Raw genomic sequence first — 22,690 nt, 5'->3', positions numbered from 1 at the left:
CTGCGTTCCCGCGCCATCGCTGGCGTCCGCATCGGTGTTCGTCCAGACTTCGCCGTGCATCGACCGCCACCGAGGATTCCCGCATGACGCTGCGCAGCGACGCCAACCACTGGGGCGCGATAGCCAAGACTTTCCACTGGGTCGTGGCGCTGGCCATCCTGGGCAACGGCGTGTTCGGCCTGTGCATGGACCTGGCCAGCAACCCGATGCAGAAGATCAACTGGCTGGCGCTGCACAAATCCATCGGCCTCACCGTGCTGGCGCTGGTGCTGCTGCGCCTGGCCTGGCGCATGGGCGACGCCCGCCCGCGCGAAGTGCCCGCGCCGCGCTGGCAGCAGCTCGCCGCGCGCGTCACGCACGCACTGCTCTATGTGCTGGCGCTGGCGCTGCCGCTGTCCGGCTGGTGGTTCAACTCCGTCACCGGCAAGCCGCTGCAATGGTTCAAGCTGTTCAACCTGCCCGGCCTTGCGGCGAAAGACGACAATCTGCGCCACTTCGCGCACGCCGTGCACGAATACCTGTTCTGGTTCCTGGTGCTGGTGCTGGTGGGCCATGTGGGCGCCGCGCTCAAGCACCACGTGTTCGACGGCGACGATGTGCTGCGGCGCATGCTGCCGTTCGGCAAGCCGCGCAACGACAAGGGAGACCACTGATGAAAACCATCCATCGCTTCGCCGCCGGCGCTTTGCTCGCATTCGCCCTGCCTTGCGCCGCGTTCGCCACCGACTATGCCGTGCAGCCGGCCAGCACGCTGGGCTTCACCGGCAGCTTCCAGGGCACCAGCTTCGACGGCGGCTTCAAGCAGTGGAAAGCCGCGATCAGCTACGACCCGGCGCAGCTCGCGCAATCGAAGTTCGACGTCAACGTGACCATGGCCAGCGTCGCGGTGAGCGACAAGGACCAGCAGGGCGCGCTGCCCGGCAAGGATTTCTTCAACGTGGCGCAGTACCCCGATGCGCACTTCGTCACCACCGGCTTCCGCAGTGTCGGCGGCAAGGTGGTGGCCGACGGCCAGCTCACCCTGCGCGGCGTGACCAAGCCGGTGAGCCTCGTCGTGGATTTCAAGCCGCAGGGCAAGAACGCCACCCTGGACGTGAGCGGCTCGCTCAAGCGGCTGGACTTCAGCGTGGGCGGCGGCGAATACGCCGATACTTCGGTGATCGGCGCCGACGTGAAGGTGCACGCGCACCTGGTGCTGGTGGCGAAATAAGGCTTCAGTGCGCGGCGGCGAGGAATGCCCGCACTGCCGCCGCATCGAACGGCCAGTCCAGCTCCCGGCCGTCGCGCGCGTCGCGCAGCACCGGCACGCGCGTGCCGTAGCGCGCCGCGAGTGCCGGGACGTCGTCCACCCACGCGCTGTCGAATTCCGGCACCTGCGCCTCGGCCAGGACGGCGAGCGCCATGTCGCACAGATGGCAATAATCGCGTTGGTAAAGGGTAAGGTAGGGCATGCGCTCGCGAATGGACTGCCAAACAGGAAGTGCCCGCGTAGAATAGCGGCTTCCCTTTCCCGCACGCAGCGCAACCATGGCCGTCAGCGTATTCGACCTGTTCAAGATCGGCATCGGGCCGTCCTCCTCGCACACCGTGGGGCCGATGCGCGCCGCAGCGCGTTTCGCCGAACGCTGGCTGGAAGAGAAGGGCGTGCTGGACCGCGTGGTGCGCGTGCGCGCCGAGCTGTACGGTTCGCTGGCGATGACCGGCCGCGGCCACGGCACCGACAAGGCGGTGCTGCTGGGCTTCGAGGGCCAGCATCCGGACACGGTCGATCCCGACGCGATCCCCGGCATCCTCGAGCGCATCCGCAAGACGCGCCGCATGCGCCTGCTCGGCAAGCACGAGATCGAATTCGAGGAAAAGCGCGACCTGGTGTTCAACAAGCGCCAGAAGCTGCCGTTCCACACCAACGGCATGCGCTTTTCCGCCTATGACGCCGATGGCAACGAGCTGGCCACGCGCGATTACTACTCCGTCGGCGGCGGCTTCGTGGTGAACACCGACGAGGCGGCGGAAGACCGCATCGTCGCCGACACCACCGAACAGCCTTACCCGTTCACCACCGGCGAACAGTTGATGGCACAGTGCGAAAAGCACGGCCTGACCATTGCCCAGCTGATGCTGGCGAACGAGAGCGTGTGGCGCCCCGAGGCGGAAACGCGCACCGGCCTGCTGACGATCTGGAAGGCGATGCAGGACTGCGTCACCCGCGGCCTGCGCTCGCCCGGCACGCTGCCGGGCGGCCTGCACGTGGCGCGCCGTGCGCCGGCGATGGCCGAAGAACTGCGCAATCAGCCGGAAGCGGCGTTGAAGGATCCGTTGACCATCCTGGACTGGGTGAACCTCTATGCGCTGGCGGTGAACGAAGAGAACGCCGCCGGCGGCCGCGTGGTCACCGCGCCCACCAACGGCGCCGCCGGCATCGTGCCTGCGGTGGGCCACTACTACCTGCGCTTCTGCCCCAAGGCCGACGAGAACGGCATCCTCGACTACCTGCTCACTGCCGCCGCCATCGGCATCCTCTACAAGGAAAATGCCTCGATCTCCGGCGCCGAAGTGGGCTGCCAGGGCGAGGTCGGCGTGGCCTGCTCGATGGCCGCCGGCGGCCTCACCGCGGCGCTGGGCGGCAGCATCCACCAGGTGGAGAACGCGGCCGAGATCGGCATGGAGCACAACCTCGGCCTCACCTGCGATCCGATCGGCGGCCTGGTGCAGATTCCCTGCATCGAGCGCAACGCGATGGCCTCGGTGAAGGCGATCAACGCCAGCCGCATGGCGCTGAAGAGCGACGGCAAGCACCGCGTTTCGCTGGACAAGGTGATCGCCACCATGCGCGACACCGGGCGCGACATGAAGGACAAGTACAAGGAAACCTCGCGCGGCGGCCTCGCGGTCAACGTCATCGAGTGCTGATCTGCATGCCGCTCATGCGGCTTCGCAGCGCGCTGTGAGGCCGTTCCGGCCGCCGTCGTGACCTGTGGCGGGTGGCGTCCGAGGGCCGGGTCTGCAACCATTCCCCTCTTGTTCCGGGGAATGCGCGGCACGCGCTTCAGGAGTTTCCATGTCTTCCAGCTCGATCCGCCGCGACGTCGGTCCGTTCGCCCTGATGCTCACCGGCCTGGGCTCGATCATCGGTTCCGGCTGGCTGTTCGGTGCCTGGCGCGCGGCGCAGATTGCCGGTCCCGGCGCGATCTGGGCTTGGGTGATCGGTGCGGTGATCATCCTCTTCATCGCGCTGACCTATGCCGAGCTCGGCGCGATGTTCCCCGAATCCGGCGGCATGGTGCGCTATGGTCACTACTCGCACGGCTCGCTGGTGGGTTTCATCGCGGCGTGGGCCAACTGGATCGCGATCGTCTCGGTGATCTCGGTGGAAGCAGAAGCCTCGGCGCAATACATGTCCTCGTGGAAATGGGCGTGGGCCAAGGATCTCTACCACCAGGCGCCTGGTGGGCATGGCGAATTGAGCGCGATTGGCCTCGCCATCGCCGCCGCGCTGGTGATCGCCTATTTCCTGCTGAACTTCTGGAGCGTGAAGCTGTTCGCGCGCTCGAATACCGCGATCACGCTGTTCAAACTGGTGATCCCGGCACTCACCGCGGTGCTGCTGATCGCGAGCGGCTTCCATCCGGAAAACTTCAACGTGGGAGTCCATGGCGAAACGCACGCCATCGATTTCGCGTCCGTGCTCACGGCGGTGGCGATCGCCGGCATCGTATTCAGTTTCAACGGCTTCCAGAGTCCAGTGAACCTCGCCGGTGAAGCGCACAATCCAGGCAAGAGCATCCCGTTCGCGATCGTCTGTTCGATCGTGCTGGCCACGGCGATCTATGTACTGCTGCAGGTGGCTTTCATTGGCGCGGTGCCGCAGCAGATGCTGGCCAACATAGGCTGGAACGGCATCAACTTCAGCTCACCGTTCGCAGACCTCGCCATCATCCTCGGCCTGCAGTGGTTGGCCACGCTGCTGTTCATCGATGCGGTGATCAGCCCCAGCGGTACCGGCATGACATACACCGCCACCACCGCGCGCATGCTCTACGGTATGGAGCGCAACGGCACGCTGCCGAAGATCCTCGGTCACATCGATCCGAAATCGGGCGTGCCGCGCCCGGCGATGTGGGTGAACCTCGTGGTGTCCTTCATGTTCCTGTTCTTCTTTCGCGGCTGGGGCACGCTGGCCGCGGTGATCTCGGTGGCCACGATCATCTCCTACCTCACCGGCCCGGTGAGTGTGATGACGTTGCGCCGCACTGCCCCCGGCCTGCATCGTCCGCTGCGTCTGGCCGGGCTGCCGGTGCTTGCCGGTATCGCTTTTGTGATGTCCACCGAGCTGCTGTATTGGGCCAAGTGGCCGTTGACCGGGGAGATCATCCTGCTGATGGTCGTCGCCCTGCCGATCTATCTCTACTACCAGGCCAAGTCGGGCTGGCACGATTTCGGCCGCCAGATGAAGGGTGCCTGGTGGCTGATCGCCTACCTACCCACGATTGCCTTCGTCTCTTGGGCGGGCAGTACCACGTTTGGCGGCAAGGGCTATCTGCCCTATGGCCTGGACCTGGCCGTGGTCGCGGTGATCGGTTTCGTGTTCTATGTCTGGGGCGTGAAGTCGGGCTGGCGTACGCCTTCGGTGGAAGCGGCCGAGCGCGAGGCGGGTGCGCATTCGCACGGCTAGTCGGTTGGCTGACCCGCGCGCTGGTTCCTGATCGCGCGAAGCCGAGCGGTTTCGCCAGCTGTCCGTGGACGAAACCGCTCCGTTGCCCGCGAAAGAAAGTGCAGGAGAACCACCCTTCTCCCCGAGCTGCAGGCCCACTCTCCAAAATCCCCGAGGTCGAGGATTACAAGTTTTGTCTCCGCGTAGGCAGCGGGCGCGACATTTCCATTTGCTAGCATGCCCCAGATGCACCACACCCCCCTCGACATCCTCCGCAACGTCTTCGGCTATCCCGATTTCCGCGGCCAGCAACAGGCCATCGTCGAACACGTGGCAGAGGGCGGCGACGCGCTGGTGCTGATGCCCACCGGCGGCGGCAAGTCGCTGTGCTACCAGATCCCCGCGTTGCTGCGGCAAGGCACCGGCATCGTGGTGTCGCCGCTGATCGCCTTGATGCAGGACCAGGTGGAAGCGCTGCGCGCCGCAGGCGTGGCGGCGGAGTACCTGAACTCCAGCCTCGACGCGCAAGCGCAGCGCGAGGTGGAGCGCCAGTTCATGGCGGGCGAGCTGGACCTGCTCTACGTGGCGCCGGAACGGCTGCTTACCTCGCGTTTCCTCGGCTTGATCGCGCAGGTGGAAATCGCGCTGTTCGCCATCGACGAGGCGCACTGCGTGTCGCAGTGGGGGCACGACTTCCGCCCCGAGTACCGCGAGCTGACCGTACTCCACGAGCGCTTCCCGCTGGTGCCGCGCATCGCGCTCACCGCTACCGCCGACCCGCGCACGCGCGAGGAAATCGTGGAGCGGCTGGCGCTGCATGACGCCCGCCAGTTCGTCTCCAGTTTCGACCGCCCCAACATCGGCTACCGCGTGATGCTGAAGCACAACCCGCGCACTCAGCTGATGCAGTTTCTCGACGGGCATCGCGGCGAAGCCGGCATCGTGTATGCGCTCAGCCGCAAGAAGGTGGACGAAACCGCCGCATGGCTGGCCGAGGCCGGCATCGAGGCGCTGCCGTACCACGCGGGCCTCGATGCGGCCACGCGCGCGAAGAACCAGCAGCGCTTTCTGCGCGAGGAGGCCGTGGTGATGGTGGCCACGGTGGCGTTCGGCATGGGCATCGACAAACCCGACGTGCGCTTCGTGGCGCATCTAGATCTGCCGCGCAGCATGGAGGGCTATTACCAGGAGACGGGGCGCGCGGGCCGCGACGGCCTGGCCGCCGAGGCGTGGATGATCTACGGCCTCGCCGACGTGGTGACGATGAGCCAGATGATCGCGCAGTCGGAATCGGCGGACGAACGCAAGCGCATCGAGCGGCAGAAGCTGGAATCGCTGCTCTCCTATGCCGAGGCTACGCGCTGCCGGCGCGAGCTGTTGCTGGGCGCCTTCGGCGAGGACTACCACGGCCCCTGCGGCCATTGCGACAACTGCGTGGAGCCGCCGAAAACCTGGGACGCCACCGTGCCTGCGCAGAAAGCGCTGTCGGCGGTGTACCGCAGCGGCCAGCGCTTCGGCGCCGGCCACGTCATCGACATCCTGCGCGGCGTGGACAACGAGCGCATGACGTCGCTCGGCCACGACAGGCTCAGCACCTTCGGCATCGGCGCCGATATCGACGAGAAGGGCTGGCGTTCGGTATTCCGCCAGTTGCTCGCCGTAGGCCTGCTGGCCACCGACGCGGAAGGCTACGGCACGCTGCGGCTCACGGCGACCAGCCGCGACGTACTGCTGGGCAAGCAGGCCGTGCGGTTGCGCGAAGACGCGAAGCCCGTGCGTTCCGCGCGCCGCCGCCGCGACAGCCAGCTGGTCACCGGCGCCAACCTCGGCATCGAGGCCTACGAGCAGCCGTTGTGGGATGCGCTGCGCGCCCTGCGCACGCAGCTCGCGCGCCAGCAGGGCGTGCCGCCCTATGTGGTGTTCCACGACGCCACCTTGCTCGCGATGCTGCGCGCGATGCCCGCGAACGAAGGCGAGCTGGCCCAGGTCAGCGGCGTGGGCGAAGCCAAGCTGCAGCGCTACGGGCGCGATTTCCTCGCCGTCATCAACGCGGCGGAGTGATCGCATCCCGGCGGCGCTTGTGCCTGCCACAGGATGTGTTTACAACAGGTACCGTACCTCGCACACGGAATCGAGGAATCGCCATGCACGAAGCGCCACTCATCGCCACCCTCGTCAGCGGCATCGTGCTGGCCTTCGTGTTCGCCGCGCTGGCGCACAGGTTGAAGCTGCCCGCCCTGGCCGGTTACCTGCTGGCCGGCGTGGTGGTGGGCCCGTTCACCCCGGGCTACGTGGCGGACGGCCACATCGCGCACGAGCTGGCGGAAGTCGGCGTGGTGCTGCTGATGTTCGGCGTGGGCCTGCATTTCTCGCTGAAGGATCTGCTGTCGGTGAAGGCCATCGCCATCCCCGGCGCACTGATCCAGATGGCGGTGGCCACCGTGCTGGGCGTGCTGCTGGGCTGGGCGCTGGACTGGCCGTTCGCGCAGGGCTTCGTGTTCGGCCTGGCGCTGTCGGTGGCCAGCACCGTGGTGCTGCTGCGTGCGATGGAAGAACGGCGGCTGCTGGACACCGAGCGCGGCCGCATCGCGGTGGGCTGGCTGATCGTCGAGGATCTGGCGATGGTGCTGGCGCTGGTGCTGCTGCCCGCGATAGGCGGCGCCCTGGCGTCGGGGCAGGGTGTCTCGTTCGGTGCGCTGGCGAGCACGGTGGGCATCGCCATCGGCAAGGTGATCCTGTTCGTGGCCTTGATGCTGGTGGTGGGCGCGCGGTTGATTCCGTGGCTGCTCGCGCGCGTGGCGGGCAGCGGTTCGCGCGAACTCTTCCGGCTGGCGGTGCTGGCGATCGCGCTGGGCGTGGCCTTCGGCGTGGCGGGGGCATTCGGCGTGTCGTTCGAGCTGGGCGCGTTCTTCGCCGGCATGATGATGGGCGAGTCGAAACTGGCGCACGACGCAGCCGAGGAAACGCTGCCGTTGCGCGATGCCTTCGCGGTCCTGTTCTTCGTGTCCGTCGGCATGCTGTTCAACTATCATGTGCTGCTTGCCGAGCCGCTGGTGGTCTTGGCGGCGCTCGCGATCATCGTGCTGGGCAAATCGCTGGCGGCATTGTTCATCGTGCTCGCCTCGCGGCGGCCGATGCGCACCGCGCTCACCATCGCGGTGAGCCTGGCACAAATAGGCGAGTTCTCCTTCATCCTGATCGGCGTGGGCGTGGCCCAGCACATGGTGTCGAAGGAGGCGCAGGATGTGCTGCTCGCCGCGGCCATCTTGTCCATCCTGCTCAACCCTGTGCTGTTCAAGTTGCTCGATCGCGCGAAGCCCTGGCTGGATGCGCGCGAAGCGACGACGGAAGATGCGATGGCGCCTCCCAGCGAGGCGGTCCCCGTGCAGGCCGGCGATCTGTCCGGCCATGTCGTGGTGGTGGGTTACGGACGGGTGGGGCGCTTGTTGTGCGAAGAACTTCGTACGCACGGCGCCCCTTTGCTGGTGATGGAAATGGAACGCGAGCGGGTCGAGGCGCTGCGCGAGCTGGGCATCCGTGCCGTTTCCGGTCCGGCCTCGTCCGACGAAGCGCTGACTGCCGCCAACCTCGGCGCCGCGAGGGCGCTGCTGGTGACTGTCCCCGATGCATTCGAAGCCGGCGAGATCGTGCGTGCTGCGCGCCAGCTCAATCCGCAGCTGACGATCTGCGCGCGTGCAGGTTCCGGCGCCGCTGCCGCACATCTGCACGAGCAGGGAGCGAATCTCGTGGTGTCGGGCGAGCGCGAAATGGCGCGCGGCATGCTCGATCGTCTTTCCGCCGATGGAGCCGAAGCGGTTGCGGCCTGAGCTTCAACCGGTCTGCAGCCAACCCTCGTCGTTGATGCTGGCGTGCTCCAGCCGCGCCGGCGGCCCGGCCAGGTAGCGCCACTCGTCCAAGGCAGCCGGCAACCGCGCACGCGGGCAACTCGCCTGCAGATAGGCCAGCGCCGCGGCGGCATCGTCGTGCCGCGCCAGTTCGCAACCCTCCAGCAGGCTGCGCCAGCGTCCTCCATGCCGCACGATGCGAAACAGGCCGAATTTCGAGGGTGCAACGTATTGCGCAGGCATGGGTGCAGCACTCGCGGACAGTGCGCGGGAGTTTCGCCGGCGTGCGTGGCTCGCCGATGATCCGCGGGTGGCAGAGCGGTGACAGCGTGAACAGTCGTTCATCCGAGGCCGTTCATGGGACGCATCGCGCCACCCGAATCGCAGTCCCGACACTGCGATTCGCGCCCGACACGCCTGGATAAGCGGGTGTCATATCGACATGGCGAGGATTCATTTTTTTGGTCGCCCATTTGTCCCAACACTCGGAACTCCCTTTCACGAGGAGTGATTCTGAATGCGAAGACGCATCCTGTGGCTGCTCGCCGGCCTGCTGCTTGCGCCGCTCGCCCATGCCGACGACGGTACGCCCTACATCGACCTGCGTTACCGCGACAGCACCCTGCACCAGGCCAACATGGCGAATACCGGCCATGCCCATACCCTGCGCCTGCAATTGGGCTACCTGTGGGCATTCGCGCCCGGTTTCGCCGCGTACGCCGAAGGCACGACGGTGCATCCCTTGTTCGGACGCCAGTACAACGACACCACGGGCCGGCGTACGCCTTATCCGGCCGAACCCGATCCGCGTTCCACCGAAGTCAGCAGTGCATGGGTCGGCTATGCGAACGACGCGTTCGGCATCCGCGCCGGCAGGCAATACCTGAATCTCGACGACCGGCGCTTCTTCAGCTCCAACCCCTGGCGCCAGAACCCGCAATCGTTCGACGGCGTCACCGGTTACATAAGGCCGACCCCTACCACCACGATAGGCTGGGGCTGGGTAGGCCAGGTCAACCGCACCGTGGGCGCGGATTTTCCGGACATCGACCAGCGTCGCTGGAAACTCGACGGCAAGCTGCTGCACGTGACCCAGGCGCTACCGCTGGGCAGCCTGACCGGGTACGCCTATTTCATGAAGAACCTCACCCAGACAGCCGATTCCGTGCGTACCGAAGGCGCGCGCTGGGTCGGCAGCGCGCCTGCCGGGCAGACGAAGTTGAGCTGGACGGCGGAGGCCGCCCGCCAGTACGACTATGCCAACAACCCTGCGCGCTTCAGCCTGCCCTATCACCTCTACGAACTCGACTACGGCTTGCCCGCCATCTCCGCGCGTGCGGGCGAGGAACTGCTGGGCGGCAACGGCCGCAACGCTTTCAACATCGCCTACGGCGCGGGGCACAGCTTCGACGGCTGGGTCGGCGTGTTCAGCATCCCGCCGCACGGCTTGCGGGACCGCTACGTGGGCATCCATGGCCAGTTGCCGTGGCAGCGGCTGGGCTGGCAAGTCACCCAGCACGACTTCCAGCCCGCCAGCGGCAGCGGCGCGCGCTACGGTTACGAAACCGACGTCGGTCTGCTGGCCAGCATCAGCCCCCATCTCGGTCTGGAGCTGCAATACGGCGACTATCGCGCCGACGGCTTCACCGTGAACCAGCGCAAGCTGTGGCTGCTGGTGGAGTACCGCTACGGGAAGCAGGCGACTTAAGCGTCCGGTTTGCGCGGCATTTCCGCCAACAGGCGCTCGCGTAAAGAATTTCGATCCATCCCTCCACGCCCAATCTGACACGTGAGGTACCTCACAGTGTCACAAGCCCGGGTTCGCCCGGGAGCAGGCCGTAACCCAGCGCCGCGATTTTCAGGCTACGATTACAGGTGACTGTTTCGTGTCTGTCTTGCAGAGGCGGCTGTGTGATCTAGCTTTTGGGGGGAGCGTCATGCGCGGTGGGTCATGGTTGGGGACCATGTTGCGGCAAGCTCTGGTAGGCGGTGCCTACCTGGGGGCGCTGTACCTGTTTCGCGCGGTTTCAGTCCAACACTGGTTCATCCTGACCGGGCTTCACCTCGCGGTGTTGATGCTCGTGCCGTACCGCTACTGGCCGGCGCTGTTCATTGCGGATACCGGGCGCCTGGCCTTCATCAGCTACACCTGCTTCGATCGATACGGGGCGTGCTGGGCCTTGCTCAACACGATTCCCTCGCTGGCTTACGAGGCTCCCGTGGTGTGGTGGTTCCGGGAGCACCGGCAGCTGTTCCCGTCCAAAGGGACGGTCAACATGCCGGCCTTCGTCCTGTGCGCGTTGATCATTGCCATCATTTCGACGGTCGAAACGATCGTCGAACTGCAGTTCGCGTCGCTCCCGCCGGGCTATGTCATTCACTACGGCGAGGTGACGGCACGCATGGTGCTGGGCAACTTCATGGGCGTGCTCACGGTGGCGCCCATTGCACTGGTGATCTACCAGAGCTTCGCGGCCGCCAACTTCCGGTGGCGGCACTGGCTGCATGGGCTGCTGGGAAGCCGCTTCCTGCTGGAGAGCATGTTGGGAGTGCTCCCGCTCGTGGCATTCCTGGTCTGGCTGGGCCTGCGCGATCCCCAGATCCGCGCCATGGCACAGATGGCCATGTTCGTGCCGGTGATCTTCATGGCGTTCCGGTACGGTTGGCAGGGGGCGGCGGTGGCCGGCACCCTGGCCAGCCTGGGCATCGTGACGTTGATGCCCGCCACCAACGACCGCATCACCATGCAGGCCGAGACCCTGGTGGCCATGGCCGTTTCGACCATGCTGCTGGTGGGCGCGCGCATGGCTGCCCTGAACCGGTGGGTCGAGCAGGAGCGTTTCGATTCGCGCATGGCCATGGCGCTGGCGCAGCGCAATGCGGCCCTGGGCGAGGCCCAGCTGCAGATCACGGCGCAGGCCTTGAATCAATTCCGCAGCCTCTCGCATGGCATCTTCAACAAGATGCCCAAGAAGGAGCGTCAGACGCTGCACGTGGTGGACGGTTCGGGCTACCGCCGGGACGTCGAACAGGCCCAGGAACAGCTTTTTCTGCTGACGGACAGTCTGGATCCTTCCATGCTGCACGAGCGCGGCCTGGCCGGGGCTTTGAGCCAGGGCGCGCTGGCGCGGACGCTCCACGAGGGCGGCATCAAGTACTGGTGCGATTTGCGAGGGCCGGCGAGCGTTCTCTCGCAGACCATGAATCTGGCGGTTTACCGCGTGGTGTGCGAGGCCGTCGCGGAGGCTTGCATCAAGCATGAGCCTTCGGATGTCCTAGTGAAGGTCCGCTGCGGCGCCCGGGGACGTCCCTGGGTAGTGGTGATGATCGACGCCCGGCGGAACCTGGAGCGGACGATGCATGTCGACTGGCTGGCGTTGCGGCAGCGCCTGCGGATCAGCACCACCGGGCTGGGTCGCAAGGCGATCGAGGATCGTGCCGCCACGTTTGACGGCCAGGTGCGCGAACGCGTCATCCACGACGGCTGGCGGATGCTGGTTTCGTTCCTGGAGCCGAACCACCCCCGCGATTGACGCGGGGGTGGCTGCGAACCTTACTGGCCGGTGATGCCCTTCATGCTGCAGTCGACCGGGTCGTCGCACGGCTGGCTGGCTGCCGCGGGGGTCATGGTGCCACCAGTCATCGGCGCGGCCGTCACCGCCGTGGAGCGGTTGTTGTAGACCGTGGCGGGCGCAGCGGCGGAGGCGGCGTTCGACTGGCCGGTAACCCCCTTCATGCTGCAGTCGACCGGGTCGTCGCACGGCTGGCTGGTTGCCGCGGGGGTCATGGTGCCACCACTCATCGGTGCGGCCGTCATCGCCGTGGCGCGGTTGTTGTAGACCGTGGCGGGCGTAGTGGCGGAGATGGCGTTCGACTGGCCGGTAACCCCCTTCATGCTGCAGTCGACCGGGTCGTTGCACGGCTGGTTGGCTGCCGCGGCACTGAGGGCCATGGTGCCGTCAGTCATCGGCGTGGCCGTCACCGCGGTGGTGCCGTCGTTGTAGACCGTGGCGGGTGCGGCGGCGGGTGTGGCGTCCGTGGTCACGGCGGCCGGCTGGCTGGGCGTGGCGACCTGTTGAGCATAACGCCCGATCGGCAGCGTGATGAACTGGCCGCCGGCGGTGCCTACACTGCCGAGCACGTTGCCGTTCAGATCGTTGACCTGGATGTATTTGACGCCTCCAAGGGCAAATACGTAGACATGGAAGTTCGGGCTGGTGCTGACGTCGCTTGCATTCGGCCAGGACTGGCCGAGACCGGTGGCGGGCGTGGCCGCCAGGGCGGTGCCGGTGGCGATGGCGATGGACACGGCGAAGACTGCACGGGTGATCATGCGCATGATGAATTCCTCAAGTTGGTGAAAGAGCAACTCTTGCTCGAAATCAAGAATCCCCTTGGGGAAGCAGGCGCGGCACGAGCGGCTAACCATCCAGGATGAATGGTTCGTCGGCAGAAGCTTCCCTTGATCGCCACCCCGAGGGGGTCGGGCATCTGATCGCCTGATCGGCGCCCAGAACGCCGCCAGATCCGCATGAATCTGGCGCTTCAAATAGTACGATGAATGATGTTTCCTTGCGGTGCGTGCGGCAGGCCGCACACGGCGGAAACACGGGTTCTCGGTGCCATGGTTTTCGCGAGAATCGCGACGGCTGCGGTATGGCTGTGCCAGTACTGCAAGCAGGATGCCATCAACGAAAAAGCCCACTCGAGCGAGTGGGCTTTTTCGTTGGAATCGATGGTGGCCGGGGACGGAATCGAACCGCCGACACGGGGATTTTCAATCCCCTGCTCTACCAACTGAGCTACCCGGCCGAATTTGGGTCACTGCGGATGGGCCGTGAAGGGCGCCGTGCACCGCGTGGAGCCGTGCATTAGACCGAATGCACGGCTTGCCGTCAAGACTCGGAGCCGGGCAGGGTGTAGCCGACGGCCTGGTCCACGTCGCCGCCGAACAGGTATTTCTCCATCTGTTCGGCGAGGTATTTGCGCGCGTTCGGATCCAGCGGGTTGAGCCGGTTTTCGTTGATGAGCATGGTCTGGTGTGCCAGCCATTGCTGCCACGCCGGCTTGCTGATGCCGGCGTAGATGCGCTGGCCCAGCGGGCCGGGCCAGGGTGCGAAGTCGAGGCCTTCGGCGTCGATGCCGAGTTTGGCGCAATGGATGATGCGGCTCATGGGGCGGGTCCTTCGAGATTCTGCAGCAGCTTGCGCACGGGGGCGGGCAGGCCGAGCGCGGCGAGTTCGCCGGCATCGCACCAGCGCAGACCGGAATTATCGGCGATGCCGGGCACGGCTGTCGCACCGTCGAACAACAGGGGTTCGATGCGCAGCCGGTAATGGCTGAACACATGTACGAAAGGTGCGAGTGCCTGCGCATCGTCGATGCGTGCGTGCTGCCGCGCGTGCCGCCATGCGGCAGTCATGCCGGCGGCTTCGGGCAGGCTCCACAGGCCGGGCCATACGCCTTGCAGGCCGCGCCGTTCCAGCAGTACGCGGCCCAGTGTGTCGCGCAGTATCAGCATCACGGTTTCGCGCGTGGGCGCGGCCTTCGCCGGCTTCGGCGATGGCAATTGCGCGACGAGGCCATCGCGCAGGGCGACGCAATCCGCAGCCAGCGGGCACGCCTCGCAGCGCGGCCTGGCGCGCGTGCACACGGTGGCGCCCAGATCCATGATGGCTTGCGTGTAGTCGGCTGCGCGCAGGGCTGGCGTGTGTGCGTCGGCGTGTTGCCAGAGCTGCTTTTCCACCGCACTCCCGCCGGGATGGCCGTGGATGCCGTGGTAGCGCGTCAGCACGCGTTTCACGTTGCCGTCGAGGATGGGAAAGCACAGGCCATGCGCCTGCGCGAGTATCGCGCCTGCGGTGGAGCGGCCGATGCCTGGCAGCGCGGCCAGTGCGTCGAAATCGCGCGGCAGTTCACTGCCATGGCGTTCCACGCAGAGTTGCGCGGCGCGATGCAGGAAACGCGCACGGCGGTAGTAGCCCAGGCCGGCCCACAGCGCGAGCACCTGGTCTTCCGGCGCGGCGGCGAGGTCGCGCAGGGTGGGCAGCGCGGCGACGAAGCGCTCGAAGTAGCCGATCACGGTGACCACCTGCGTCTGCTGCAGCATGATCTCGGACAACCACACGCGATAGGCGTCGCGTTGGCCATGGTCCAGCGTGGCCTGCCAGGGCAGGTCGTGGCGGCCATGGTCGTCGAACCAGGCCAGCAGCGCATCGGCGAAGCGGTTCACTTGGCGGTGCCGTCGGCGTCGGGCTTGATCGCCGCGGTGCCGGCCGCGGCGGGGGCGCTGGCGCCGGTCTGCACGCTGAGGCCGGTGATGCCCAGGCTGCCGATCTGCAGCTTGGACACGCGCAACGTACCGTTGCCGGGCGGGAGTTCGGGTTGGGATGCCGTCTGCGGGTCGGGCGGTGTATTCAGCGTGCCCCACCAGTGCGCCAATGCCAGCGGCGGCAGGCTCAGGTCGGCGTGGTTGTCCTGGCCGTCCAGCTTGAGGTGCAGCAGCAGCGGATTGGTCTGGTCGGCGGGCGTGAGCGTGAGCGTGATGTCGTGGCTGCCGGCGTCGGCCTGGTCGAGTTTGCCGCCGAGTTGGGCTTCCGCGTTGGCCGCGCCGCGCCAGCGGGCATCGCCGCGCAGCGCAAGCGTGCTGTCGCCGCCTTGCGACAGGTGCAGCTGGACGTCGTTCAACTGCAGCGTGTTGCCCTGCATGTGCGGCGTGGCGGTGAGCCGCAACTGCAGCGGCGTGCCGGTGGCCGTGACGGCCGACATGTCGAGCGGGAACTGGCGATCGGGCACCAGCGTGCCCACGGTCAGCGTGACGTTGTTGAGCAGCGACTGGTCGCCGTGCACCACGCTGCCGCGCGTGATGCGGATGCCGGTGTCGATGCGTGGAATCGCCGGGGCGGCATCCGCCGGCTGCGACGGCTGGGCGGCCAGCCAGTTCTGCAGGGCGGCCAGGTCCACGCGCGGTTCGTCGACTTCCATCTGCGTGATGGCGACGGGGCCGCCGAGCAGGGTGCTCCACGGCAGCACCAGGCGGCCACGCGAGGCCAGCAGGATGGGGTCGTCCGAGCCTTCGGCAATCAGCGTGATGCCGCGCAGTTCCAGTGCGGGACGCGGAAACACGGTCGGACTGGCAGGGCTGCCCAGGCTCAGTTCGAGGCCGGCTTCATGTGCCTGCTGCTGCAGCATCACGGTGAAGCGGTCGGGCTGCAGCAGCAGGTAGACCGAGACGGCCATGGCCGACAGCACGACGAGCGCCAGCGCGCTCGCGGCCACCAGCAGGCGGCGCAGTCCGCGTGTCACGTCGGCTCCGCGTCAACCATGGCCGGCCGCGGGCAGCAGGCCGTCGACGAAGGCGGCGGCATCGAAGGTCCGCAGGTCGGTGGCGGTTTCGCCCAGGCCCACGAAGCGGATCGGCAGGCCGAACTCGCGCGCCAGCGCGAACACCACGCCACCCTTGGCGGTGCCATCGAGCTTGGTGACCACCAGGCCGGTGACGCCGACGATCTGGCGGAACTGGCGAACCTGGTTCACCGCGTTCTGGCCGGTGGTGCCGTCGATCACCATCAGCACCTCGTGCGGCGCCTCGGGGTCGAGCTTCTTCAGCACGCGGGCGATCTTGCCCAGCTCGTCCATCAGGCCGCCCTGGGTGTGCAGGCGGCCGGCGGTATCGGCGACCAGCACGTCGGCGCCGCGCGAACGCGCCGCCTGCAGCGCGTCGAAGATCACGCTGGCGGCGTCGGCGTCCTGGCCCTGCGAGATCACCGGCACGGCATTGCGCTCGCCCCAGGTCTTGAGCTGCTCCACGGCAGCGGCGCGGAAAGTGTCGCCCGCGGCCAACAGCACGTTGCGGCCTTCGTCGCGCCACCTGCGTGCGAGTTTGCCGATGGTCGTGGTCTTGCCCACGCCGTTGATGCCCACGGTGAGCACCACGAAGGGTTTGCGGCCGGAAGGATCCAGCGGCTGCTGCACCGGCTTGAGCAGCGCCACCAGTGCCTCGCGCAGTGCGTTGCGCAACTCGGCGGCGTCGGCGAACTCGCGCTTGTGCATGCGCCTGCGCAGGTCTTCCACCAGCGCGGTGCTGGCTTCCACGCCCACGTCGGCGGTGATCAGCGTGGTTTCCAGTTCGTCGAGCAGGTCGTCGTCGAGCTGGGGATTGCGGTTGAACAGCGAGCCCAGGCCGCGGCCCAGTGCGCTCCCGGCAAGACGCTCGCGCCAGCTGCGCTTGGCCGAAGCGGCTTCGGCCGGTTCGCTGGCGGCGATTTCGGCAGGCGCTTCGATCGGGGCGGCGGCTTCCGGGGGAGCGTCCGCCGCCGGCGCTTCGGGCGCGGCGACAGGCGGGGTTTCGGCGGGTTTCTTCTTCCAGAAATTGAGCATTGCGGGGGCGATTCAAAGACAATGGGCGGCATGCTAACACCCCCATCCGTACCGGCCGCTGAGCCGGGGCAGGCCGCGTGAGCGGCCGTATCCGCATCGTCGGCGGCAGCCTGCGCAACTCGCGGCTGGATGTCCCCGGGCTGCCGGGCCTGCGGCCCACGCCGGAGCGGGTGCGCGAAACGCTGTTCAACTGGCTGGCGCCGATGATCGAGGGCGCGCGCGTGTTGGACCTGTGCGCCGGCACGGGCGCGCTGGGCATCGAGGCGCTGTCGCGCGGCGCGGCGTCCGCCTGCTTCGTCGAGCCGGAAGCGCGGGCGGCGCGGGCAGTGCGCGACAACCTGCGGCGGCTGAAGGCCATGGGTGGCGAGGTGGCGGCGACGGATGCGCAGGGGTTCCTGCGCGGCACGGCGCGTCCGTTCGACCTGGCTTTCCTCGATCCGCCGTTCGCGCTCAACTTGTGGGGCGCCTTGGCGCAGGGCCTGGAGCAGGGCGGTTGGCTGGCCGCCCAGGCGTGGGTCTATGTGGAGTCGCCGCGCGATGTGGCGCCAACCCTGCCGGCGAGCTGGTCGCTGCACCGCGAGGGCCATGCCGGCGAGGTGCGCTTTGCGCTCTATCGGCGTGCGCTTCCGTTAAGCTAGGCCCGTTTCCGCAATCGCCGCGTCGCCGTGAACAAATCCTTCGGCAATCCCCGCCTGGCCGTCTATCCGGGCACGTTCGATCCGATCACCAACGGCCATGCCGACCTGGTGGCGCGTGCCGCGCCGCTGTTCGATCGCGTGGTGGTGGCGGTGGCCGAAAGCTCCAGCAAGGGGCCGGGCTTCAGCCTCAACGAGCGCATCGCGCTGGCGCGGCTGGCGCTGGCCGACCTGCGCAACGTCGAGGTGCGCGGCTTCGACAGCCTGCTGGCCGATTTCGTGGTGGAGATCGACGCGGGCGTGATCATCCGCGGTTTGCGCGCGGTGTCGGACTTCGAATACGAATTCCAGCTGGCCAGCATGAACCGGCATCTGATCCCGCGTGCGGAGACGCTGTTTCTCACGCCGGCGGAACAATACAGTTTCATTTCCTCGTCGCTGGTGCGCGAGATCGGCCGCCTTGGCGGCGATATCTCCGGTTTCGTGCATCCGGCGGTGCAACAGGCCATGCGTCAGCGCTGGCACAAGGGCCGCAGCGTCGGCCTCCCCAAGCAACCTGAAACAGAAGAAGGTGACCATCATGCGTAAGTTCGCTCTCATCGCCGCCATCGCGCTGACCGCCGGCATCGCCCTGGGCGGCTGCTCGCAGGGCTCCGACCAGGACCAGCAGGCCGCGCCGCAGGCCGCTGCCGCGACCAAGCCCACCAACATCAGCGATACCAAGGGCTGGGATACCTACCTGGGCCAGCTGGTGCAGAAGAACCTGCAGGGCATGGCCGCGCAGCAGCCCTATGCCTACCTGGTGACCCCGGGCCAGACCGACGATGACAAGGCGCAGAACGATCGTCAGCTGAAGAACGTGCAGGACACGGTGGCCCGCGGCGTCACCCCGGGCAACCTGCTGGCCTTCGCCGGCCCGGTGTCCGCCACCACCGCCGACCTGCTGGTGGCCGCGTTCAAGGATGCCCAGCCGGGTACCTTCAAGGACGTGATCGTGCTGTTCATCGGCGACAAGGCCGACGAGCAGCGCGTCGAGGACGCGGTCAAGCCGACTGGCGCCACCGTCCGTTTCGTGCAGATGTGATCGAACGGCCGGCCGTGCGACGGAGGCGCCATGCCTTCGCCGCACGCCGCGCCGCGTGAAACGATGTCTCTCAAGATCCTCGATACCTGCGTCAACTGCGACGTCTGCGAACCCGTCTGCCCGAACAAGGCGATCTCGCTGGGCGAGGAGTTCTACGTGATCGACCCCGCGCTGTGCACGGAATGCGTCGGTCACCATGACGAACCCCAATGCATCGAGGTGTGCCCGGTCGAATGCATCATCGTCGACCCTGCGCACACCGAGTCGCGCGACGCGCTCGAACTCAAGTACCGCCACCTCATGAGTCAGGAGCCCGGCGCATGAACTTCTCCCTGCGCAGCCGCGCCTTGCTGCTCGGCCTGTTGCTGGCCGGCGGCGGCGCGGCCATGGCGGCCGATGGCGCGCCCAAGGCCTCGCCATCCACCGCGATGGCGCAACGCCCCGGTCATGCCGGCATCGCCAGCGCCAACTTCATGGCCACCAACGCCGGTTTCGAAGTGCTGGCCAAGGGCGGCAACGCGTTCGACGCGGCGGTGGCGGTGGCTTCCACGCTGTCGGTGGTGGAGCCGGAGAGTTCGGGCATCGGCGGCGGCTTCATGGCCACGCTGCACATCGCCAAGGGCAACCGCAACGTGTTCATCGATGCGCGCGAAATGGCGCCGATGGCGGTGAACCCGAAAGATTACCTAAACCCCGACGGCACGCCGAACCGCGACACGGCGCTGAAGGGGCCGCTCTCCGCCGGCATTCCGGGCGAACCCGCGGGCCTGGCGCTGTTGGCCAAGCGCTACGGCAAGCTGCCGTTGAGCGTGTCGCTGGCGCCGGCCATCCGCATCGCGCGCGATGGCTTCAAGCCGGACCCGCGCCTGCTGGGTTCGATCAAGGAAGAGCAGAAGAACCTGGAACGCTGGCCCGCTTCCGCCGCCAAGTTCCTGCCGAACGGCCAGCCGCCCGCGACTGGCGAGATCTGGCGTGACCCGGACCAGGCGCATACCTGGGAGCTGATCGCCGAGCAGGGCGACGCGGGCTTCTACCGGGGCGAAACGGCGCAGAAGCTGGTCGATGCGGTGCATGCCGCCGGCGGCAACTGGACGCTGCAGGACCTGGCGAACTACCGCGCCAAGGAACGCACGCCCATCACCGTCGACTACCGGGGCTACCAGATCGTCACCGCGCCGCCGCCGTCCTCCGGCGGCGTGGCGATCGCCGAGATCCTCAACATCCTGCGCGGCTACGACCTCGCGCAGATGGACCAGGCGCACCGCGTGCACTACATCGTCGAGGCGATGCGCCGCGCGTTCCGCGACCACAACGACTACCTCGGCGATCCCGACTTCGTGAAGATGCCGCTGGACATGCTGCTGTCGCCGTACTACGCCGACGGCCTGCGCCAGAGCATCCTGCCCGACCAGGCCACGCCCTCGTCCATGCTGCCGCACGGCCCGGCGCAGGATCCGGGCATGCACACCACGCATTTCTCGATCATCGACAAGGACGGCAACATGGTGGGGATCACCTCCACCGTGAACTACATCCTCGGCTCCACCTTCGTCGCCAAGGGCACCGGCGTGCTGCTCAACGACGAGATGGACGACTTCGCCCTGGTGCCGAACAAGCCCAATGTCTATGGCCTGCTGGGCAGCAAGGCGAACGCGCCGGAGGGCGGCAAGCGCATGCTGTCCTCGATGTCGCCCAGCATCGTGATCGGCAAGGATCGCAGCGCGGTGATCGGTTCGCCCGGCGGCTCCACCATCATCACGCAGGTGCTGGAAGGCATCCTGCATTTCATCGACGGCCAGAGCGCCCAGCAGATCGCGGCGGACAAGCGCTTCCACCATCAGTTCCTGCCCGACGTGGTCGACGTGGAGGACGGCGTGTTCGACGCCGCCACCAGCGACTCGCTGCGGAAGATGGGCTACACGCTGAAGCCGCGCGAAGCCTGGGGCTTCATGAACGTGGTGACCTGGGACCATCGCGACAACAAGCTCGATGCCGCCAGCGATCCGCGCCGGCCGTCGGGTCTGGGCAAGGTGGAGTAACCCTTCGACATCCCGGCGCAAGCCGGGTCGGTGACTGAATCGTCACGGAGAAATCGCGACGATGCTCAGGTGGAGTCGGTAATGGAATTCTTCTCGATCCCAGGCAACTCGCAGAAGCTCGACGGCGGCGCGATGTTCGGCAACGCGCCCAAGGCGATGTGGTCGCGCTGGATCGCGCCCGATGAGCAGAACCGCATCCCGCTGGCCTGCCGCTGCCTGCTGGTGAAGGGCGTGACGGTGGACGGCGTGCCCGGCCGCAACGTGCTGTTCGAGACCGGCATCGGCGCGTTCTTCGAGCCGGCGCTGCGCGAACGCTATGGCGTGGTGGAGGAGCGTCACGTGCTGCTCGATTCGCTGGCTGCCGTGGGTCTTTCGCACGAGGACGTCCACGCCGTGGTGCTGTCGCACCTGCATTTCGACCATGCCGGCGGTTTGCTCGCCGCGTGGCAGGAAGGTCAGCCGCCGCGACTGCTGTTCCCCAATGCCACCTTCGTGGCGGGTGCGGCGCATTGGCAGCGCGCACTGAAGCCGCATCCGCGCGACCGCGCCTCGTTCATCCCGGAACTCACGCAGTTGCTGGTGGACAGCGGCCGGCTGGAATTGGTGGATGGCGAGTATTCGAAATCGCTGGGCGATGCCGTGCGTTTCAGCTATTCGGACGGCCATACACCAGGCCTGATGCTGGCGGAAATCGGCGGCGTGGTGTTCTGCGCCGACCTGATCCCCGGCCGGTCGTGGGTGCATCTGCCGATCACCATGGGCTACGACCGCTACCCCGAGAAGCTGATCGACGAGAAGCGCGTCTTCCTCGACGACAAGCTGGCACGCGACGTACGGCTGTTCTTCACCCACGACCACGCCTGCGCCTCGGCCCGCGTGGTGCGCGACGAGCGTGGCCGCTACGGTTGCGCGGACGAACGAACCGAATTGAGCGGGAGCCTGACCTGATGCGTACCGACACCTTGCCGCGCGGCCCGCTGCTCATCGTCGCCGGCGTGGTGTTGCTGGTTCTTGGCGTGGCGCTGGCGGTGAACACGGAGCGCAGCCTGGTGAGCTACCAGGCTGCGTTGCAGCAGCACGGTGGTGCGGTGCTGGATCTCGGTGCCGACGCGGAGCCGAACGCGGACCTGCAGGGCAAGACGGTGCGCATCAGCGGCACGCCGCGCGTGGTCGAGTCGCCTTATGACGCCGACTTCAACCAGCAGGCCGCCACGCCGGTGCTGACGCGCCACGTGCAGATGTTCCAGTGGCACGAGTTGCGCCTGGGCGGCAGCGTGACCTACGAATTGGACTGGGCGGACACGCCGCAGGACTCGAGCCGCTTCGCGCAACCGGCGGGACACGCCAATCCCGGGCCGTTCCCCATTGCCGGCAAGCGCTTCGATGCCGGCAGGGTGGAGCTGGACGGTTACAGACTGGATCCCGCTCTGGTGGATGCATTGCCGAGCAGCGAGCCGGTTGCGCCGAACATCAAGTCGCTGCCGTCCAACCTCGCCGCCAGCTTTGCCCTGCACGACGATGCCTTGGTGACCAGCTCCACACCGGCCGCTCCGCGCCTCGGCGATCTGCGCATCAGCTGGAGCGCGGTACCGCTGCAGGAAGTCACGGTGATCGCCCGCGTCGACGGCGACCGCCTGGTGGTGCCGCCGGAGACGGCCGACGGCAAAGGCTATGAAGTGGACGTGGGCAACAGCGCGCTGGTGGACATGCGTCCCGACATGGCGGAACGGCCCGCGATGGTCTGGCTGCGTCGCGTGTTTGCCGTGCTGCTGGCGGCTTTGGGTGCGGGCCTGTTGCTTGGACGCGGCGCGGCACGGATCGATGCGGCGTCCGCGCTTGGCGGCAGCCTGTTGGCGGTCGGCGTGCTTGCCGCTATCCCATGGTTGGGCAGCGGCACGTTGCCCGTCGTTGTATGGCTTGTCATCGCACTGCTCGGCTTCGGCCTGCTGCTGTGGCGCCGCCGCGCCCGGCATCGCTGAGCGCCATCCGCGAAATGCCAGCATTGCGCCCGCGGCGAGTCAGCTGCGGCGGCGATGCTGCGCAACCGTCGCCAAGGA

At 67.2% G+C, this 22,690-nt stretch carries 22 protein-coding genes and 1 tRNA gene; 15 read left to right on the top strand and 8 right to left on the bottom strand.

Translation table 11 applies throughout. The features are described 5' to 3' along the window. Positions 1-83: 83 nt before the first annotated feature. Both IHE46_RS01985 and IHE46_RS01980 read left to right on the top strand, forming a co-directional pair. Positions 84-653, top strand: coding sequence for a cytochrome b (locus tag IHE46_RS01985; protein ID WP_192162920.1), 570 nt, complete (start codon positions 84-86; stop codon positions 651-653). Continuing rightward, positions 653-1,210: a YceI family protein gene (locus IHE46_RS01980; protein ID WP_192162919.1), complete on the top strand. Its 558-nt coding sequence runs from the start codon at positions 653-655 to the stop codon at positions 1,208-1,210. The genes IHE46_RS01985 and IHE46_RS01980 overlap by 1 nt, the downstream gene beginning before the upstream one ends. Before the next feature lie 4 nt (positions 1,211-1,214). On the opposite strand, the gene IHE46_RS01975 is transcribed toward IHE46_RS01980, so the two are convergent. After that, positions 1,215-1,451, bottom strand: coding sequence for a glutaredoxin family protein (locus IHE46_RS01975; RefSeq protein ID WP_192162918.1), 237 nt, complete (start codon positions 1,449-1,451; stop codon positions 1,215-1,217). A gap of 76 nt (positions 1,452-1,527) precedes the next feature. Here IHE46_RS01975 and IHE46_RS01970 point away from each other — a divergent pair, with 76 nt between their 5' ends. From IHE46_RS01970 to ybaL, 4 genes are all read left to right on the top strand, one after another. Further along, the gene (locus tag IHE46_RS01970) at positions 1,528-2,910 is read left to right on the top strand and encodes an L-serine ammonia-lyase (protein ID WP_192162917.1); all 1,383 of its coding nucleotides are present in this window, start codon (positions 1,528-1,530) and stop codon (positions 2,908-2,910) included. A gap of 148 nt (positions 2,911-3,058) precedes the next feature. Then, positions 3,059-4,672 (top strand): APC family permease, encoded by a 1,614-nt coding sequence (locus IHE46_RS01965; RefSeq protein WP_192162916.1) that lies wholly within the window; start codon positions 3,059-3,061, stop codon positions 4,670-4,672. 225 nt (positions 4,673-4,897) lie between these two features. Continuing rightward, positions 4,898-6,712 carry a DNA helicase RecQ gene (gene recQ / locus IHE46_RS01960; RefSeq protein ID WP_192162915.1) on the top strand — a complete coding sequence of 605 codons (1,815 nt, stop codon included), beginning with the start codon at positions 4,898-4,900 and terminating at the stop codon, positions 6,710-6,712. Between the two features lie 83 nt (positions 6,713-6,795). Then, positions 6,796-8,478: a YbaL family putative K(+) efflux transporter gene (gene ybaL, locus IHE46_RS01955; protein ID WP_192162914.1), complete on the top strand. Its 1,683-nt coding sequence runs from the start codon at positions 6,796-6,798 to the stop codon at positions 8,476-8,478. A 3-nt stretch (positions 8,479-8,481) separates the two neighbouring features. Here ybaL and IHE46_RS01950 read toward each other — a convergent pair whose 3' ends face one another. After that, on the bottom strand, positions 8,482-8,739 hold the full coding sequence (locus IHE46_RS01950; protein WP_192162913.1) for a hypothetical protein: 258 nt from the start codon (positions 8,737-8,739) through the stop codon (positions 8,482-8,484). Positions 8,740-9,013: 274 nt separating this feature from the next. On the opposite strand from IHE46_RS01950, the gene IHE46_RS01945 reads away from it, so the two are divergent. Together IHE46_RS01945 and IHE46_RS01940 are read left to right on the top strand one after the other, a co-directional pair. Beyond that, complete coding sequence (locus tag IHE46_RS01945) at positions 9,014-10,204, top strand: alginate export family protein (protein ID WP_192162912.1); 1,191 nt, start codon at positions 9,014-9,016, stop codon at positions 10,202-10,204. 256 nt (positions 10,205-10,460) lie between these two features. Beyond that, positions 10,461-12,029: an MASE1 domain-containing protein gene (locus tag IHE46_RS01940; protein WP_192162911.1), complete on the top strand. Its 1,569-nt coding sequence runs from the start codon at positions 10,461-10,463 to the stop codon at positions 12,027-12,029. A 20-nt stretch (positions 12,030-12,049) separates the two neighbouring features. On the opposite strand, the gene IHE46_RS01935 is transcribed toward IHE46_RS01940, so the two are convergent. The 6 genes from IHE46_RS01935 to ftsY all read right to left on the bottom strand — a co-directional run bounded on the left by IHE46_RS01935 (position 12,050) and on the right by ftsY (position 16,875). After that, on the bottom strand, positions 12,050-12,835 hold the full coding sequence (locus tag IHE46_RS01935) for a hypothetical protein (RefSeq protein ID WP_192162910.1): 786 nt from the start codon (positions 12,833-12,835) through the stop codon (positions 12,050-12,052). A gap of 397 nt (positions 12,836-13,232) precedes the next feature. Next, positions 13,233-13,308, bottom strand: a tRNA-Phe gene (locus IHE46_RS01930). Between the two features lie 83 nt (positions 13,309-13,391). Then, complete coding sequence (locus tag IHE46_RS01925) at positions 13,392-13,670, bottom strand: oxidative damage protection protein (RefSeq protein ID WP_192162909.1); 279 nt, start codon at positions 13,668-13,670, stop codon at positions 13,392-13,394. Then, entirely contained in the window at positions 13,667-14,728 is a 1,062-nt protein-coding gene (gene mutY, locus IHE46_RS01920; RefSeq protein ID WP_192162908.1) for an A/G-specific adenine glycosylase, read from the bottom strand. Before mutY ends, IHE46_RS01925 begins: the two co-directional genes overlap by 4 nt. Beyond that, positions 14,725-15,801, bottom strand: coding sequence for an AsmA family protein (locus IHE46_RS01915; RefSeq protein ID WP_192162907.1), 1,077 nt, complete (start codon positions 15,799-15,801; stop codon positions 14,725-14,727). Before IHE46_RS01915 ends, mutY begins: the two co-directional genes overlap by 4 nt. 12 nt (positions 15,802-15,813) lie before the next feature. Then, positions 15,814-16,875 carry a signal recognition particle-docking protein FtsY gene (gene ftsY / locus IHE46_RS01910; RefSeq protein WP_192162906.1) on the bottom strand — a complete coding sequence of 354 codons (1,062 nt, stop codon included), beginning with the start codon at positions 16,873-16,875 and terminating at the stop codon, positions 15,814-15,816. A 77-nt stretch (positions 16,876-16,952) separates the two neighbouring features. Between ftsY and rsmD the strand changes: the two genes are divergently transcribed. The 7 genes from rsmD to IHE46_RS01875 all read left to right on the top strand — a co-directional run bounded on the left by rsmD (position 16,953) and on the right by IHE46_RS01875 (position 22,612). Beyond that, a complete protein-coding gene (rsmD, locus tag IHE46_RS01905) occupies positions 16,953-17,513 on the top strand; it encodes a 16S rRNA (guanine(966)-N(2))-methyltransferase RsmD (RefSeq protein ID WP_192162905.1) in 561 nt (186 codons plus the stop codon). A 27-nt stretch (positions 17,514-17,540) separates the two neighbouring features. Continuing rightward, positions 17,541-18,098 carry a pantetheine-phosphate adenylyltransferase gene (coaD, locus tag IHE46_RS01900; protein WP_192162904.1) on the top strand — a complete coding sequence of 186 codons (558 nt, stop codon included), beginning with the start codon at positions 17,541-17,543 and terminating at the stop codon, positions 18,096-18,098. Further along, the gene (locus IHE46_RS01895) at positions 18,091-18,594 is read left to right on the top strand and encodes a hypothetical protein (protein WP_192162903.1); all 504 of its coding nucleotides are present in this window, start codon (positions 18,091-18,093) and stop codon (positions 18,592-18,594) included. Before coaD ends, IHE46_RS01895 begins: the two co-directional genes overlap by 8 nt. A 63-nt stretch (positions 18,595-18,657) precedes the next feature. Continuing rightward, positions 18,658-18,918 carry a YfhL family 4Fe-4S dicluster ferredoxin gene (locus IHE46_RS01890; RefSeq protein ID WP_192163126.1) on the top strand — a complete coding sequence of 87 codons (261 nt, stop codon included), beginning with the start codon at positions 18,658-18,660 and terminating at the stop codon, positions 18,916-18,918. Then, positions 18,915-20,633, top strand: a complete 1,719-nt coding sequence (gene ggt / locus IHE46_RS01885) for a gamma-glutamyltransferase (protein ID WP_192162902.1) — start codon at positions 18,915-18,917, stop codon at positions 20,631-20,633. Before IHE46_RS01890 ends, ggt begins: the two co-directional genes overlap by 4 nt. An 81-nt stretch (positions 20,634-20,714) precedes the next feature. Further along, positions 20,715-21,581, top strand: a complete 867-nt coding sequence (locus IHE46_RS01880) for an MBL fold metallo-hydrolase (RefSeq protein ID WP_192162901.1) — start codon at positions 20,715-20,717, stop codon at positions 21,579-21,581. Then, a complete protein-coding gene (locus IHE46_RS01875; RefSeq protein WP_192162900.1) occupies positions 21,581-22,612 on the top strand; it encodes a TMEM43 family protein in 1,032 nt (343 codons plus the stop codon). Before IHE46_RS01880 ends, IHE46_RS01875 begins: the two co-directional genes overlap by 1 nt. Positions 22,613-22,690 lie beyond the last annotated feature (78 nt).

The sequence above is a fragment of the Rhodanobacter sp. DHG33 genome, assembly GCF_014843005.1.
GTDB lineage: Bacteria > Pseudomonadota > Gammaproteobacteria > Xanthomonadales > Rhodanobacteraceae > Rhodanobacter_A.
The sequence above is the reverse complement of the archived record's forward strand: the minus strand, read 5'-3'. Positions and strand labels throughout refer to the sequence as shown.